The organism is Rhizobium sp. NLR8a (genome assembly GCF_019685235.1).
Classification (GTDB): Bacteria; Pseudomonadota; Alphaproteobacteria; order Rhizobiales; family Rhizobiaceae; genus Rhizobium.
Window position 1 is genome coordinate 229,019 of sequence record NZ_JABDWI010000012.1, and the last position, 15,084, is coordinate 244,102.

At 61.4% G+C, this 15,084-nt stretch carries 14 protein-coding genes and 1 pseudogene; 8 read left to right on the top strand and 7 right to left on the bottom strand.

What is annotated here, in order from left to right; genetic code table 11:
• Positions 1–8: 8 nt before the first annotated feature.
• Together HJC04_RS23535 and HJC04_RS23540 are read right to left on the bottom strand one after the other, a co-directional pair.
• Positions 9–1,499 carry a carnitine 3-dehydrogenase gene (locus HJC04_RS23535; protein ID WP_221147267.1) on the bottom strand — a complete coding sequence of 497 codons (1,491 nt, stop codon included), beginning with the start codon at positions 1,497–1,499 and terminating at the stop codon, positions 9–11.
• A gap of 7 nt (positions 1,500–1,506) precedes the next feature.
• Positions 1,507–2,409, bottom strand: a complete 903-nt coding sequence (locus HJC04_RS23540) for a 3-keto-5-aminohexanoate cleavage protein (protein WP_221102767.1) — start codon at positions 2,407–2,409, stop codon at positions 1,507–1,509.
• Between the two features lie 104 nt (positions 2,410–2,513).
• Between HJC04_RS23540 and HJC04_RS23545 the strand changes: the two genes are divergently transcribed.
• Complete coding sequence (locus HJC04_RS23545) at positions 2,514–3,506, top strand: GlxA family transcriptional regulator (protein ID WP_210633418.1); 993 nt, start codon at positions 2,514–2,516, stop codon at positions 3,504–3,506.
• Here HJC04_RS23545 and HJC04_RS23550 read toward each other — a convergent pair.
• Complete coding sequence (locus HJC04_RS23550) at positions 3,481–4,356, bottom strand: LysR substrate-binding domain-containing protein (RefSeq protein ID WP_221147272.1); 876 nt, start codon at positions 4,354–4,356, stop codon at positions 3,481–3,483. The two genes, HJC04_RS23545 and HJC04_RS23550, sit on opposite strands and share 26 nt — an antisense overlap.
• 112 nt (positions 4,357–4,468) lie before the next feature.
• Here HJC04_RS23550 and HJC04_RS23555 point away from each other — a divergent pair, with 112 nt between their 5' ends.
• Complete coding sequence (locus HJC04_RS23555; RefSeq protein WP_210633417.1) at positions 4,469–5,365, top strand: DMT family transporter; 897 nt, start codon at positions 4,469–4,471, stop codon at positions 5,363–5,365.
• A gap of 149 nt (positions 5,366–5,514) precedes the next feature.
• Here HJC04_RS23555 and HJC04_RS23560 read toward each other — a convergent pair whose 3' ends face one another.
• The gene (locus HJC04_RS23560; RefSeq protein WP_210633416.1) at positions 5,515–5,952 is read right to left on the bottom strand and encodes a hypothetical protein; all 438 of its coding nucleotides are present in this window, start codon (positions 5,950–5,952) and stop codon (positions 5,515–5,517) included.
• A 717-nt stretch (positions 5,953–6,669) separates the two neighbouring features.
• On the opposite strand from HJC04_RS23560, the gene fdhA reads away from it, so the two are divergent.
• Positions 6,670–7,860 (top strand): formaldehyde dehydrogenase, glutathione-independent, encoded by a 1,191-nt coding sequence (gene fdhA / locus HJC04_RS23565; protein WP_020922845.1) that lies wholly within the window; start codon positions 6,670–6,672, stop codon positions 7,858–7,860.
• A 101-nt stretch (positions 7,861–7,961) separates the two neighbouring features.
• On the opposite strand, the gene HJC04_RS23570 is transcribed toward fdhA, so the two are convergent.
• Positions 7,962–8,768 carry a transporter substrate-binding domain-containing protein gene (locus HJC04_RS23570; protein ID WP_210633415.1) on the bottom strand — a complete coding sequence of 269 codons (807 nt, stop codon included), beginning with the start codon at positions 8,766–8,768 and terminating at the stop codon, positions 7,962–7,964.
• 118 nt (positions 8,769–8,886) lie between these two features.
• Between HJC04_RS23570 and HJC04_RS23575 the strand changes: the two genes are divergently transcribed.
• The 3 genes from HJC04_RS23575 (at position 8,887) to HJC04_RS23585 (ending at position 12,321) form a co-directional block, all read left to right on the top strand.
• Entirely contained in the window at positions 8,887–11,256 is a 2,370-nt protein-coding gene (locus HJC04_RS23575; RefSeq protein WP_221147268.1) for a bifunctional diguanylate cyclase/phosphodiesterase, read from the top strand.
• Between the two features lie 77 nt (positions 11,257–11,333).
• The gene (locus HJC04_RS23580) at positions 11,334–11,918 is read left to right on the top strand and encodes a cysteine hydrolase family protein (protein ID WP_210633413.1); all 585 of its coding nucleotides are present in this window, start codon (positions 11,334–11,336) and stop codon (positions 11,916–11,918) included.
• A gap of 142 nt (positions 11,919–12,060) precedes the next feature.
• Positions 12,061–12,321 (top strand): hypothetical protein, encoded by a 261-nt coding sequence (locus HJC04_RS23585; protein ID WP_221147269.1) that lies wholly within the window; start codon positions 12,061–12,063, stop codon positions 12,319–12,321.
• A gap of 104 nt (positions 12,322–12,425) precedes the next feature.
• Here HJC04_RS23585 and HJC04_RS23590 read toward each other — a convergent pair whose 3' ends face one another.
• Positions 12,426–13,682, bottom strand: coding sequence for a DUF4010 domain-containing protein (locus HJC04_RS23590; RefSeq protein ID WP_221147270.1), 1,257 nt, complete (start codon positions 13,680–13,682; stop codon positions 12,426–12,428).
• Between the two features lie 237 nt (positions 13,683–13,919).
• Here HJC04_RS23590 and HJC04_RS23595 point away from each other — a divergent pair, with 237 nt between their 5' ends.
• Entirely contained in the window at positions 13,920–14,291 is a 372-nt protein-coding gene (locus HJC04_RS23595; RefSeq protein ID WP_210633410.1) for a hypothetical protein, read from the top strand.
• Positions 14,292–14,300: 9 nt separating this feature from the next.
• Here the strand turns inward: HJC04_RS23595 and HJC04_RS23600 are convergent, their stop codons facing one another.
• The gene (locus HJC04_RS23600; RefSeq protein WP_210633409.1) at positions 14,301–14,600 is read right to left on the bottom strand and encodes a hypothetical protein; all 300 of its coding nucleotides are present in this window, start codon (positions 14,598–14,600) and stop codon (positions 14,301–14,303) included.
• Positions 14,601–14,786: 186 nt separating this feature from the next.
• Here HJC04_RS23600 and HJC04_RS23605 point away from each other — a divergent pair.
• Positions 14,787–15,084: pseudogene (locus HJC04_RS23605) on the top strand (universal stress protein); the annotation flags it as partial.

The window sequence follows — 15,084 nt, forward strand, 5'->3', positions numbered from 1 at the left end:
CGCTCCTCCTATCGCCTCTGGCCGACGTGACGACCGGCGCCTTCGGGCAGCGTCAATTCCGAATGTGCCGCGGCGATCGCCTTGATCTTGTCGAGCACAGCGGCCGGCGCCGGCACGGCCCTGCCTGCCTTGCTGTCGACATGCAGCAGCATGTGCTCGGCGGTCGCGAGAGCCTCGCCCGACGCCGTGTCGTAGAGAGTGTGGAAGACATGCAGCCGCTTGTCATCGGCGGCCAGCACCTGGCAGGTCGAATGGATCGCCTGCCCGAGTTTTGCCTCGCCGAGATGGCGGATATGGCTTTCCACCGTATAGTAGCTGTGGCCTGCCTCGACATAGCCAAGGTCGACGCCGACGAGACGCAACAGGGCGTCCGAGGTGTCACCGAAAACCTGCAGATAGCGGTGCTCGGTCATGTGGCCGTTATAGTCGACCCAGGCAGGGCTTACCTTCGTTTCGACAAGCCGCAGCGGCTTCGAAGGATCGAAGGACGCGGCCGCGCTGCCGCCCCGCGCCCAGAGCGACTGCTCGAAATCCTTCAGCAGCTTGCCGGCGCCCCATCCCCGGCCGCCGTGGCCCCCCTTGAGAGCCTGGAGGATGCCGACGAGGTTTTCGTCGCGGATGCGTTCGAGCTCGCGAATCGAAAGGCCGGCGGCCTGCTCGTCGGATTGCCGGCCGATCTTTTCGATCAGCGCATCGTCGAGATCGACGACATCGGTGAGCTTGGTCCAGGGCCAGGCAAGGCAAGGGCCGAACTGCGCCAGGAAATGCCGCATGCCGGCCTCGCCGCCGGCGATGCGGTAAGTCTGGAACAGGCCCATCTGCGCCCAGCGCAGGCCGAAGGAATAGCGGATAACGTCGTCGAGCGTCTCGACGGTGCAGATATCGTCATGGATGAGCCACAAGGCCTCGCGCCAGAGAGCTTCCAGCAGCCGGTCGCCGACAAAGGCCTCGATCTCCTTGGCGATGTGGACGCCCTTCATGCCGATCGGCGGCAGTCTGTCCATCGCCGCCTGGATGGTCGCCCCGGAAGTCTTCTCGCCGCCGACGATTTCGACGAGCGGCAACAGATAGACCGGGTTGTAGGGATGGGCGACGAAGAGACGTTCGGGATGTTTCATGTCGCGCTGCAGATCGGTCGGCAACAGTCCAGAGGTAGAAGAGCCGATCAATGCGTCGGGACGCGCCGTGGCGTCGATTTGCGTCAACACGCCGCGTTTGAGGTCGAGCCTTTCCGGCACGCTTTCCTGAATCCAGTCGGCATCGGCAACGGCTTCCTCGAGCGTCCCGCAAAAGGTCAGCCTGCCGCGCGGCGGCAGCGGCGCGCCGGTCAGCATGGCACAGGCCTTTTCGGCGTTGGCAATCACTTCGCCGACGACGCGGCCCGCCTCCGGGTGCGGATCGAACACATCGACGTCGATGCCGGCGAGCAGGAAACGGGCAATCCATCCGCCGCCGATGACGCCGCCGCCGATACAGGCCGCCTTGCTGATCTTGGTCATGATATCCTCAGCGTTTCGTCAATTTCAGCTTCTTGCGGACATCTTCCGGACCGATGATCCGCGCGCCCATGCCTTCCACCACCTGCACCGCCTTTTCGACGAGCTGCGCATTGGTGGCGAGCTGGCCCTTGCCGATGAAGAGATTGTCCTCCAGGCCAACACGCACATTGCCGCCGGCAAGAACCGCCGCAGCCGGATAGGCCATGGCGTTGCGGCCGATCGAAAAGGCCGAGAAGGTCCAGCTCTCGGGCACATTATTGGCCATCGCCATGAAGGTGTTGAGATCGTCAGGCGCGCCCCATGGAATGCCCATGCAGAGCTGGATCAGCACCGGGTCTTCGATCAGCCCCTCCTCGGCGAGCTGCTTGGCGAACCAGAGGTGGCCGGTGTCGAAGGCTTCGATTTCGGGCCGCACGCCAAGAGCCGTCATCTTGCTTGCCATCGCCCGCAGCATGGTCGGCGTGTTGGTCATGACATAGTCGCCGAGGTTGAAGTTCATCGTGCCGCAGTCGAGCGTGCAGATCTCCGGCAGGCACTCGGCGACATGGCTGACGCGCTCGCTGGCGCCCGCCATGTCAGTACCCCTCGCATTGAGGGGAAGGGGGCTTTCGACATCGCCGAAGATCAGGTCCCCGCCCATGCCGGCAGTGAGATTGAGGACGACGTCGACATCGGCCGAACGGATGCGGTCGGTGACCTCTTTGTAGAGATCGTTGCGGCGGCTGGCCGCCCCCGTTTCCGGATCGCGGACATGGCAGTGAACAACGGCCGCCCCAGCCTTGGCGGCGTCGATCGCGGAATCCGCGATCTGCTTGGGAGTGATGGGAACGTGGCTGGATCTGGAAACCGTATCGCCGGCACCGGTGACGGCGCAGGTGACGAAGACATCGCGGTTCATCGCTAGAGGCATGTTTTTGTTCTCCCAGTCTTGTCTCCATTACGCGACAGCATCGAGGAGGATGCTTTGCACTTTCAGAAGATCTTGATACATTATCAGAACTCATGGAGGTGGCCTTGCTGCAGCGATCAACGGAACGGCTCGATATCGACCTTCTCGTCCTGCCGGATACCAACCTGATCCTGATCGCGTCGGTCATCGAGCCGCTGCGCGGCGCCAATCGCATCTCCGGCAGCGAACTCTATCGCTGGCGGCTGCTGACGCCGGACGGGGCGCCGGTCCCGACCACCAGCCATATCGCCATTCCGGCCCAAGGCACCTTCAGGGCAACGAGCGAGGAGACGCCGCTTTTCGTGCTGGCCAGTTACAACTGGCACCAAAGCGCAACGCCGGCGCTGAAGATGCAGCTCTCGCAGGCCGCCCGCCACCGCACGGTCATCGCCGGCATCGAATCCGGCACATGGCTGCTGGCCGAAGCAAGCCTGCTCGACGGATTGCCGGCGACCGTCCATTGGGAGGATTACGAGGATTTTGCGCTCGCCTATCCGGAGGTGCGGGCCGTCAAGGATCGTTTCGTCATCGACGGCAAGCGGCTGACGACATCAGGCTCGCTTCCGACCGTCGACCTGATGCTGGAGATCATCCGGCAGCGCCAAGGTTATTCGCTGGCGCTCGAAGTCAGCCGGCTGTTCCGCTACGAGCAGCCCTCCTTTCATGCCGAAGAGCCGCTTTCCGCCGCCTCGCCAGGATTGCGCATGCACGATCCCCGCGTGGCGCAGGCGGTGCGGCTTATGGAAGAACATATCGAGCAGCCTCTGATCCTGGCGCGGATCGCCCGAAGGGTGGGCATCAGCGCCCGGCATCTGCAGGATCTCTTCCAGCAGAGCATCGGCGTGCCGCCGCATGTGCATTATCTCGCGCTGCGCCTGAACGCGGCGCGCCGCAAGGTGATCGAGACGACTGCCTCCTTCGCCGACATCGCGGCGGCAACCGGCTTCAATTCGGCCTCGGCCTTTGCCAGAAGCTACCGGGCGAGTTTCTCCGAAAGCCCGTCCGAGACCCGGCGCCGCCTGCGCCGCCGCATCACGCCATCGGCAGCGGCGACGTAGGCTGGAACGCGTCCCGGATCATCTCGGCGAGCTCGCGGATGGCTTCGGTGGAACGGTAGGTGCTGCGGCGGAGCACGACCTTTGAGGAATCAACTGGCGGGAAACCATCTTCGGCGGTCAGCTCCCGGCAGCCGGGCGGGATGCTGCTGCGGGAAAGTGTTGTCACGGCAAGGCCCGCGGTCAGCGCATTCTTCAGTCCCGATCCCGTATCGGCGATGAAAGCGATGCGGTAGTTGCGGCCGATCTGCTCCAGCGACCGGAGCGCAAAATCACGTGACCAGGTGGAGTTGCGATAGGTCGCAATGGGGAGGGGGTCGAGATCGTGCAGCCGGTGGACCATCGAGGTGACCCAGACTGTGGGATCGATGCAGATGACCTCACCTTTCGTCTGGTCGCTCCAGTCGAAAACGACGGCCAGATCGAGTTCGTCCCGCTCCAGAGCGGCAAGGTTGCGCGACGTATAATCACAGGAGACAGTGACCTCGACGGCCGGGTGACGCACAGCGAAAGCCGCAAGCGCCGCGGGCAGAACCGTCTGGCTGTATTCCTCGGGAATTCCGATGCGCACTGGCCCGTCCAGCGGCTTGCTGCGGATCGTCGCGGCGGCCTCGTTCAGCAGATCGATGACCCTGCGGGCATAGGGCACGAGCTGTATACCCGGGCGCGTGAGTTGCACGCCGCGGGCGCCGCGCTCGAAGAGGGGCTCGCCGATCGCCGCCTCGAGCCTCTTGATCTGGGTGCTGACGGCCGATTGCGTGCGCCCGATTCGCTGCGCGGCCGCGGAGAAGTTCGACGTCTCGGCCACGACCAAAAAGGTTCTGAGAAGGTCGCTTTCGATAGCCTCGTGCATTGGCAAGCCATAGAAAAACTCGATGATAGCCATCACTACTATTCGTTTGTCTAATGTCAATTGCTGGCGCAGAAATGGGCGGCGTTCGACTTCCTTCATTGAGACCATCCGCGTGACCATTGAAAATCCGGCCAGAGACCTCGCAGGCAGCGAGCACGAGAAGGGTGTGCTTCTCATCATTGCCGCGACCCTTGCCTGGAGCGCGAGCGGTGTTTACTCGCGGCTCCTGACCACCGACGTGTGGACGGCGATCGCCTGGCGGTCGTTGTTCGGAGGCCTGTTCCTGCTGATCCCCTGCCTTTTCCTCGAAGGGGGCATCTCGCGGCGGCAATGGCGCTCTGTCTTCCATCCGTCGGGACTTGCAATGATCGCATGCCAGACCTTCAGTCAGGGATGCTTCATCGGGGCGCTTTACATGACCACCGTCGCCAATGTGACGATGATCTATGCGACGACGCCCTTCATCGCGGCGCTGTTCGGCTGGCTCATCCTCAAGGAGAGAGTGGCCAGGCGGACGATGATTGCCGGCGCCGTTTCCCTCTTCGGCGTCGGCATCATCGTCGCTTCGTCGATCGGCGGCGGCACGGGCTGGGGGGACCTGCTGGCGCTCGGCATGACGGCCTCCTTCGCGCTCGTCATCATCATTCCGCGCATCAGCCCCGATGTGCCGAGCCTGCCGCCAACCGTCGTCAGCGCTTTCCTCACTCTCGTCATCTTCGCGCCCTTCGGCTCGGTCGGCTCGCTCGATCTGCACAACTGGATCGTCCTTGCCGCCTTCGGCGCGACCAACTTCTCGCTGGCACTGGTGCTCTTCCTTGCCGGGGCAAAGCGGATGCCGCCGGCGGAGGCGGCGCTGATCGGCACGATGGAAATCGTGCTGACGCCCTTCTGGGTATGGCTGTTGTTTTCCGAGCAGCCGCCGATCGCCACCTATTTCGGTGGCGCAATCATCATCGGCGCCGTGTTCTGGCACACGGCGGTCGACTTCAACCGGGACCGCCGGCCGTAGGCGGCTAGCTGCCGCCTATCCTCCAGTCCACTGACGCGACGGGTTAGGCAGTGTTCGCTCATGCGCCGATGAGCGACCAAGCGATTGCCGTGGCGGCCGTTCCACCCGGCGGCACGGCTAGCCCTTTGCAGCTCCAGGTGGCCTTGGCCTCAATTACCAAAGAACGCACGAAGCTGAGCGAAAAACCCGCCTGGTTTGTGAGCCGCCATCTTTCGTACGCGGCGAGCTAGTGTTGCAGCGCTGACGCGTTCCCCGAAATGACAAAAGCAGACCAGGTCGTGCAATTGCTCATCGCTGAGTTCGAAGAACCGCCTGGCTTCTCCATAGCTGTCATTTTCCATTCCTGCCGCCCGCAGAATGGGATCAGCGAACGCAACAGAGATCGGAGTGTCGTCATCCCGCAACGCAAGCCGATCTGCAATCGGCTGATACTCGGTTTCGTGAAGCGTCTTGAGAAACGGCCTGGGGCTGCGTTCCAGACTGTCGGCCCACCGTTCAAGCCGCTCGCGCCTCGTCATTTCAAGGCGATTATAGGTCGTGCTGACCTTCGCGATCGTTTTCAACTGCTCGAGTGCATGCTGTTCCATTTCGGCCTCCTATCCCGGAAAAATAGATGGTCCGCTCCCAAAAACAGCCTCGCTCAGGTCACAGCCGAAGTCCAATCACGATTGAAAACGACATCTGCCGCGGGCCAAAAGATGTGATTACAGGTGCCACGAGTTTAGCAGGGGAAGCCCGACGGTTGCGATCCTATCATCCGGAGCGATCCGGAAAACTGCCGTATTCGCGAGGTCAATCTATCGTTTCCGCTGGAAGCCGTTGCGACTTGGCGGACTGTCGCCTCGAGTGTCACTCATGTCGTTTTTTTGGGCGCCGTTTTCGATCAGGCATGGTTTTCTGGTCATGTTCACGGCGCTGCCTCTTAAGCTGGCGACATGAACATGCGAGGCTGGCCAGCCGCCGGCGCGCTGCCCCGTAGCGGTGGTAGAACTGAAGTCCTGAAAGCGGTCGCTGGATTGACATCCGCAGATCGAGACGGATCGAAAGGAGGTTCTGGAGCCCGAACCAGCTCTTTGCGCAGCAGATCTCTGGATTGCGGCGGGATATGACGATCGGAACGACAGGCCAGACCTATCGTGCTCACTCTCTCCTCGATCCCGCCTGTCCCCGCCTATCTGCGAAATTCGAAATATCGCCCGATGCGGCGATCTGAATACCGGACTGCAGAGGAGGCAGGCCGGAGGAATAGTTGTCGTCGACTGCATTGGTTGCAGTTCGAGGCATTCAACACATGGGAGGAATCCATGAGCAAGAATAGAGGCGTCGTCTATCTCCGGCCGGGAAAGGTCGAAGTCCGCGATATCGACGATCCGAAGCTGGAAGCGCCCGATGGCCGCCGCATCGAGCACGGCGTGATCCTGAAGGTTATCTCCACCAATATCTGCGGCTCCGATCAGCACATGGTCCGCGGCCGCACGACGGCAATGCCGGGCCTGATCCTCGGCCATGAAATCACCGGCGAAATCATCGAGAAAGGCGTCGACGTCGAGATGCTCGAAATCGGCGATATCGTTTCGGTGCCCTTCAACGTCGCCTGCGGCCGTTGCCGCTGCTGCAAATCCCAGGATACCGGCGTCTGCCTGACGGTGAACCCGGCGCGCGCCGGCGGCGCTTACGGTTATGTCGACATGGGGGGCTGGATCGGCGGACAGGCCCGCTACGTCACCATTCCCTATGCCGATTTCAACCTGCTGAAAATTCCAGATCGCGACAAGGCGATGGCGAAGATCCGCGATCTCACCATGCTTTCCGACATTCTGCCCACCGGCTTTCATGGCGCAGTGCGCGCGGGCGTCGGCGTCGGCTCGACCGTCTATGTCGCCGGTGCCGGTCCTGTCGGGTTAGCGGCTGCGGCTTCGGCTCGCATCCTCGGTGCCGCCGTCGTCATGATCGGCGATTTCAACAAGGATCGCCTGGCGCATGCCGCGAAGGTTGGTTTCGAACCCATCGATCTTTCCAAGAGCGATCGTCTCGGCGACATGATTGCCGAGGTCGTCGGCAGCAACGAGGTTGACAGCGCGATCGACGCGGTCGGCTTCGAGGCACGTGGCCATTCCGGCGGGGAACAGCCGGCGATCGTGCTCAACCAGATGATGGAGATCACCCGCGCCGCAGGCTCGATCGGCATCCCCGGCCTCTACGTCACCGAGGATCCGGGCGCCGTCGACAATGCCGCCAAGCACGGCAATCTCTCGCTTCGCTTCGGTCTCGGCTGGGCCAAGGCGCAGTCCTTCCACACCGGACAGACTCCGGTGCTCAAATATAATCGCCAGCTCATGCAGGCGATCCTCCACGACCGGTTGCCGATCGCCGACATCGTCAACGCAAAGGTCATCCCGCTCGACGATGCCGCCGCTGGATATGAAAGTTTCGACCATGGCGCGGCAACGAAGTATGTCCTCGATCCGCATGGAGAGGTCGCGAAAGCCGCCTGACGCCAAGGCCTGAAGACAAGATTTACGGCGCCGCGCCTGCCTTCGCAGGCGCGGCGCCGTAACGGTCTGAACCGATCGATTGCCAGAGGTTTACGGCAGAACTACTGGATGCTGAACGGGAAATACTTGGCGTTGATCATGTCGTAGGTCCCGTCGGCCTTGATGGCCTTCAAGGCCTCGTTCAGGCGCGCAAGACGCTCCTTGTCATCCAGGCGCAAGGCGATCCCCGCACCTTCGCCGAAATAGGTGACGTCGACCAGATCCGGTCCCTTGAATTCGCAGCAGGTTCCCGCCTTCGTGTTGGCGATCCAGTCATAAATGGCAAGCTTATCCTCAAGGATGATGTCGACGCGCCCGTCCGACAGACCTTTGTATAATTCCGGCGAAGACCGGAAAACCGTCTTCTTCAACTCCGGATAGAGGTGGTTGGCATAGGATTCCTGCGCCGTGGACGATGTCACCCCGAGCCTTTTGCCGCTGAGGGCGGCAGGGCTGACGTCGTTGATCGGCGAGTCCTTGCGGGCGATGAACACCGACGGGCTGGTGTAATATTGCTCGGTAAAAGCGACTTTCTGGCGGCGCTCCAGGCTCATCGACATGGACGAGATGATCGCGTCGTATTTGCCGGCGACGAGATCGGGGATCATGTCGTCCCATTTTTCGATGACGAACCGGCATTCGAACTTGCCGGCGTCGCAAAGGGCATTGGCAATATCGATGTCGAAGCCTTGCAGCTGGTTATTTGCATCAAGGTAATTGAAGGGCGGAAATGCACCTTCGACCGCAACTCTCAGAGGCGTACGATCTTGCGCCGCCAGCTGCAGCGGCGAGGTGGCGGCAAGAAGGACGACCAAACCGCCCGCCATGAGCGCTGCGCGCAGTATAGTCCGAAAGGATAGACGCAACATCGTCGGAAACTCCTTGTGACGTAGTCTCCGCCATAGTGCGCCCCAGCCTTTAATTCTACGTGAACGCTTGTTTGTTACCGTCCACGAATGCGCCCGTGGTGGGTTCAGGGGTTTAGGCTTGCACATCGTTGTCCCTTCCAGCTCCAATTCGTTTCAGCAATCCTGGATCGCTTCAGGGAGAATTCTATTCCTGATCGCTGTCAGCGGACTCGGAGCGATCGGACTGGTCGTGCTTTCCGCACTCTGGGCGGGAACCGAGAGCGATGCGGCAGCCCTTGATCGACAACGCCAGCTTGTCAATGCGCGCCTCAGGGAACAGGTCGATCAAGTCGCGCATGTCATCGGCCAGTTCGGCAATGGCTACCTCTCCGGCGTTTATCCGGCCTCACGGGCAGCCGGAGTTTCCTCCAGCCTCGATACCGTTCTCACGGCGGCGGCCGGGAGTGCGATCAGCCACACTGCGATGTCGGCATTCGGCTATGACCAGGCCTTCGTCGTCGATGACAAGGCGCAGCTGATCATGCTGACCGACGGCGAAACCGAAAAGCGCTATCGCTGGATGAGACCGCTCTTTCTGCCTCTCCTTAAAGACGCGCGCCTGACGGCGAACCACGGCACCGCTTCCAGCGAACGGACCTCATCATCATTGGAAAGTCGAGCGGCCAACACCGCCCGCTCGAACCATGCACTGGCCAATCTGATGCGGCTCGAAGGCCGGCCGACGATCGTGGGCGTCGTTGCCGTCAACGAAGCGGCCGAGGGGCAACCACAGCCGATGCGGCAATTCCTGATCGTCGTGCGGTTTCTCGACGGCGCGGCGCTCGACGAGTTGAGCCGGCAGCAAGGCCTCAACGGCGCGCGCTTCGCGCGAACGGCCGACGCGGATGAAAACGAGGTTGCGTTCCAGATCGACGCAACGGCAAACGGCGAACCGATTGGCTTTATCGTATGGCGGCCTGATCTTCCTGGTTCGAGAGTGATCGGCCGCTTGATGCCGGCGCTTTCGATCGCCGCCCTGGTGATAGCGGTCCTGTTTTCGGTTCTGCTCGTGCGCCTGCGAAGCAGTCTCGGCGAATTGAAGAGAAGCGAGTTGCACGCCAGGCAGCTCGCCTTGCACGACGTGCTGACCGGCCTTCCCAACCGCGCCTTGTTCGCGATGCGGTTCGAGGCGTGCCTGGCCGATACACGCAATTCTGCCGAGCGGTCGGCCGTGGCGCTTCTCGACCTCGACCGCTTCAAGGCGGTGAACGACACCTTCGGGCATGCTGCCGGCGACGAACTCATCAGAATGGCTGCGGAGCGGATCCATGCGTTGCTTCGTCCGGACGACACGCTTGCCCGGCTCGGCGGGGACGAGTTTGCCCTGCTTCTCCGGAACATCAGAGATGATCAACTCTTGCCGTCCATCTGCGAAGCGATCGTTGCCGAACTCGGCAAACCCTTCCCGCTTTTGAGGGGCGAAGCGGTCGCCCGGGTCGGCGGCTCGATCGGCGTCACCGTCGTGCCGGATGCCGGGCGCAATGCCGACGATCTCATGCGTTATGCCGATGTCGCGCTCTATGAGGCTAAGGTGGGCGGAAGAGGTCAGTGGCGCGTCTACTCGCCATCCATGGACGGCGGCAGGAATGCGCGCGACGTCCTCAAGAACGAATTGCGGGATGTTCTGGCGAAGAGCGCGGCCTTGTCGGCTGGTGCTCCACAACCCGGTCCAATCGGCAACAGACCGGACTTCGGGTCGCTCGAGGTCTACTACCAGACAGTGCATCGCGCCGAGGGCGGATACTCCGCGTCTGGCGCGGAGGCTCTCGTGCGCTGGCGTCATAGTCAGCGCGGACTGTTGACGCCTGCCAGCTTCATCCCTGCGGCCGAGGAAGGGGGCCTCATCGATGCCCTCGGTGTCTGGGTGCTGCGCGAAGCCTGCAGGGCTGCCTGCAAGTGGCCTGGAGACACCTTTGTGGCGGTGAATGTGTCTCCCTCCCAACTGAGAAGGCCCAACTTCGCCGAGGAGGTCTTCGCCGTGCTTGAAGAGACCGGCTTGCCGCCGTCTCGCCTGGAGCTCGAACTCACCGAGTCCTCGCTGATCGAGGATAGCTCGGATGTCTATTCGGTCCTGAAATCACTGCGCGGCCGCGGAGTTCAGATTTCGCTGGATGATTTTGGGACCGGCTTTTCGTGCCTCAGCCATCTTGTCCGCTTCGACATAGACCGCATCAAGATCGATCGTTCCTTCGTTTCCCAGCTGGGCGCAAAAGCCAACGGCGCGGCCATCATCGGCGCCATCGTCACGCTCAGCCGCAACCTCGGCATTTCGACGACGGCCGAAGGGGTCGAAACCGAATATCAAAGGGACTTTCTGGCCGCCCTCGGCTGCACCGACCTCCAGGGCTACTTCTTCTCCAAACCGGTTCCGCTTCGCGAACTCGACTGCTTCGGCAAACCCGGAAGCAGCGCCGCCTTACGGACGATCGTTCCAGGAGCCATTGCCTGACCATCTCCTGATCTTCCGGCCGTCGGGAACTTTCGCTCCGGGCAGCGGTTCGCGCCCAAAGACGAACGGAGGATGCGATGGGCGAGATCGGCGAGTGGCGGCACCTTTGCGTCGACATGCAGCGGATGTTTGCCGAAGACACGCCATGGCACGTTCCATGGATGGCCCGGATCTCCCCTCAGATCGAGGAACTCGCCGGCCGCTATCCAGCCCGAACGATCTTCACCCGTTTCGTGCCACCCCAGCATGCGGACGCGATGCCGGGAAAATGGCGCGATTATTACCGGAAATGGTGGATGATGACAGGCGAACATCTTCCGCGTGGCCTCGTCGAACTGGCTTCCTCGCTCGCCTCGCATGTTCCGCCGGCAAGATATTTCGACAAACGCACCTATTCCCCCTGGATCGACGGCCGCCTTCATAACATCCTGCAATCGGAACGCGTCGACACCCTTGTGATTACCGGTGGGGAAACGGACGTCTGCGTGCTTGCCGCTACGCTCGGCGCCATCGATCTCGGCTATCGTGTCATCATGCTGAAGGACGCCGTCTGCAGCAGCGCCGACGACACCTATGACGCATCGCTGGAACTTCTGCACGACCGCTTTTCCGTGCAGCTGGAGCTCATGGAAACCGATGAATTCTTGAGCGGCCTTGGCTGAGAAGCCTTTTCCGCGATCTTTATTGATGTGTATCAAGGCTGGTCTTTCCGCGCCGGCATACGTTTTCCGGGCAGCCTGTCCGAGGAGCCCGGCAGCGCGTGTTGTGGCAGGTTTGCGAGATCAACCGGTCCGGAGATAAGCAATGTCTTTGAAGCTGATCAGTGGAATGATGAAGTCGTCCGGCGAGGAAGCCCTGCTGGTTATGGATGCGGGCGGCACGAACCAGATGGTCGTTATCGACAGGGAGGCCCTTCTGGAGGTTGCCCAGCCGCCGCGTTGCGACGAAAGCCGGCTTCAGGAAAACATCGGCCTTTTCAGCCGGATTGCCTGCGCGAAATTCGATCGCGGCGATTTCGAGCGCGATGGGCGCATCAGAATTCATGCAGCCGACCTTGTCGCATGAGTGCCGCTCGCCTCCCTGACGTGGTGAGGCTCGCATAGGAAGCGGCGCGTCAGATCCAACGCGATCGAACGCCAAGCATCATCGCCAACGGCGAGATCATCCGCCTACGTCAGGAACGAGCCGGCGGCACCGGCGAGCACCGCGATACCGCTCACCATGGCGAGCCGAACCGCATAGCCAAGGCTTCCCGCGCTTGCTGCAAGCGCTGTTTTCGCAAGAAGATTGGCGAAGGCAGCAACCGCTATGGCTTGTGCAGCCGCATCCGCCGGCAGGTTCGGGAGCTTCGCGATCGAAAGCGTTATCGCATCGAGATCGCCCAGCCCTGTGATGAAGGCGACCACCCCCAGCGACTGGGTTCCGAAGAATTCCAAAGCCGCCCGCGTCACGATGGTGACGGTGGCAAGAAGAAGAGCAAAGCGCAGGACGACGTTCACCTCCAGCGGATTTTTCGGTGAAAAGTCGGGACTGTCACCGGCGCGCGGCGACAAGCCGGCCAAGCCACCGCCGATGGCAAGCGCCGCCGCACCCGGGCCGAGCAATGCCGCAAGCTCCGCCATCACCGCCGGTGCGATGACACCGCAAATCAAAAGCACCCGGCTCAGGGATACCGCCCCCGCCATCATCGCTCCGGCTGAAAGCAGCGGCGAGAGCGCGGGAATCTGCTTGGACTGTCGGGCAAAGGAAAGGGTCAAGGCCGTCGAGGAAACGATACCCCCACAGGCGCCCGTCAGGAGCAGTCCGGCTCTGGCGTCGGTGAGCCGGATCATGACATAGCCCACAAATGAAACCGCCCCCACGAATATGGTCAGCATCCACAGCTCGAAGGGGTTGATCATTTGCCAGGGATCGACCGCCTCATTGGGAAGAATTGGAAGAATGACGACGGTCATCGTCAACAAGATCAGGGCGGCTCTCAACTCGAGCCAGGTCAATTTCCGCAGAAATCCGTGCAGTGGCTCCCGCGCCGCCAGAAGTGCCGTCATTGCGACCGCGCTCGCCGCGATCGTCGTCATATCTGCAACGACGGCTCCGAAACCGAGCGCGAACACCGTGATCGCGGCAATGGCGCCGGTTGCGCTGTAGTCACCCTCCCGCAGCGCCTGCATGCGGCTGAAGACAAGGATCGTGATGCAAAAGAATACGAAGATGGCCGTCGGCAGGATCGGCCCCGCAATAGGTTGCAGGAAGCCGCAAAAGCCGCCGAGGAAACTCGAGAGGCCATAGGTCCGGATACCCGCCACTCTCTTGCCCGGCGGGGCCTCGCGTTCTTGCCATCCACGTTCGATGCCGACGAGTATGCCGATCGCAAGTGCAAGACTGAGGCGCTGGAATGCATCAGCCGTCACCAATGAAGTCATCATCCGAAGGTCCAGTTTTTGTCGGCGCCGCCTCCCGGAGATCTTCTGCCCGATATGCCATGAGCATGCATTTCCCTCTCCCTGTTCCTGGAAGCCATCCACACCCATGCGGCCCGGTCATTGCGATTGCTCAATCACCCCATCTGATTGTGCCGTTGCAGTGAGCAGAGTCCGCTTGATGTAGATCAACGAGATCTTTCGCCGCGACGATAATCTTGAACGAGACGAGAGGATTCCGCCATGGTCGATAACGCGCTTTTGATACCGGAGCAGGCGCTGCCTGCTTCTGCTAGAAATCTTTTCCTCGCCGCCTACAGACTGAACATCGAGGCGTCGCGGATGATGCTGCGTTGTCAGATCGAACTACTGACTTCATTCCGGCGTCGGCTTCAACTTTACGAGACCTTCCTGGACGACCTCGCCGAAAGTGCCGAACTGAACGATACGTTCGAGGTCGTGGCCGACTTTGCACAGAATGCCTTGGCCGAGGCGCCTCGAGAGACCGCGCGACTGGCCGGGATCTCCTCGAAAATGGGGGTGGTCTCCGCAAAGGTCGTGCGCAAACTGGCGGATGAGACGGTCAAGGACTTGGGCGCTCGAACCTGCGCTTGAGGCGTCCGCTCAGCCCGCTATCTCGTCTTCTGCTTTTTCCAGGGCTGCGTTCAACAGTTGGAGCGCGAACTCCTCTGCTGCCTTTTCGTCATCCGCGCAAAGCTTCAATGGGGCGCACCGCTCCTTCAGATTACGGATAAGTCTCCGGCGAAGCCTCGGGACCAGGCGCGATTCCGTTTTGGCGACAAGCTCCTGCAAACAGGTGACGGCAATCGCTTCGAACATGAGAAGCTTGCCTTCGACTTCACCTTGTGAAGGAATGGGCAACCGCTCGCCGCCCCGTTTGAAGTCTCGTTCCGTCGACAGCATTTACGGCCTCCTAACCGATGACAGGCCCTGCACCTCTCCGAATTCCGCGATCGGGACGTCCACGGCCACGCCTGTCAATCGAGAAGCAGCCTACAGGGCGGAAATCGATATCGCTTTGACGAAGGTCAAGGAACCCGGGGCGATGGTGACTATCCTTTTCCTATCCAACCAGAGAGGTATATCGACATGACCATCAGGACGGTACTCAGCATCCTCAGCGTTCATCAGTTCGAGGAAGATCTCAAAACCGCAATCGACTTCTGCAGCGCCCATGGCGCGCATTTGAATGCGCTGGTGATCTCCTTGGGAACTGCACCAACGATCGGTAATTATAACACCATCTCTTCTGTCTGGCTTGAGGAACGCCAGCGCGAGATCGACGCGCTCTCCGACAAGGCTGCGGAGATCAAGGATATTCTCGACCGAAGCGAGATCTCCTACGAAGTCCAGGACGTCTACACGGAATTCGCATGGGCCGACGAAG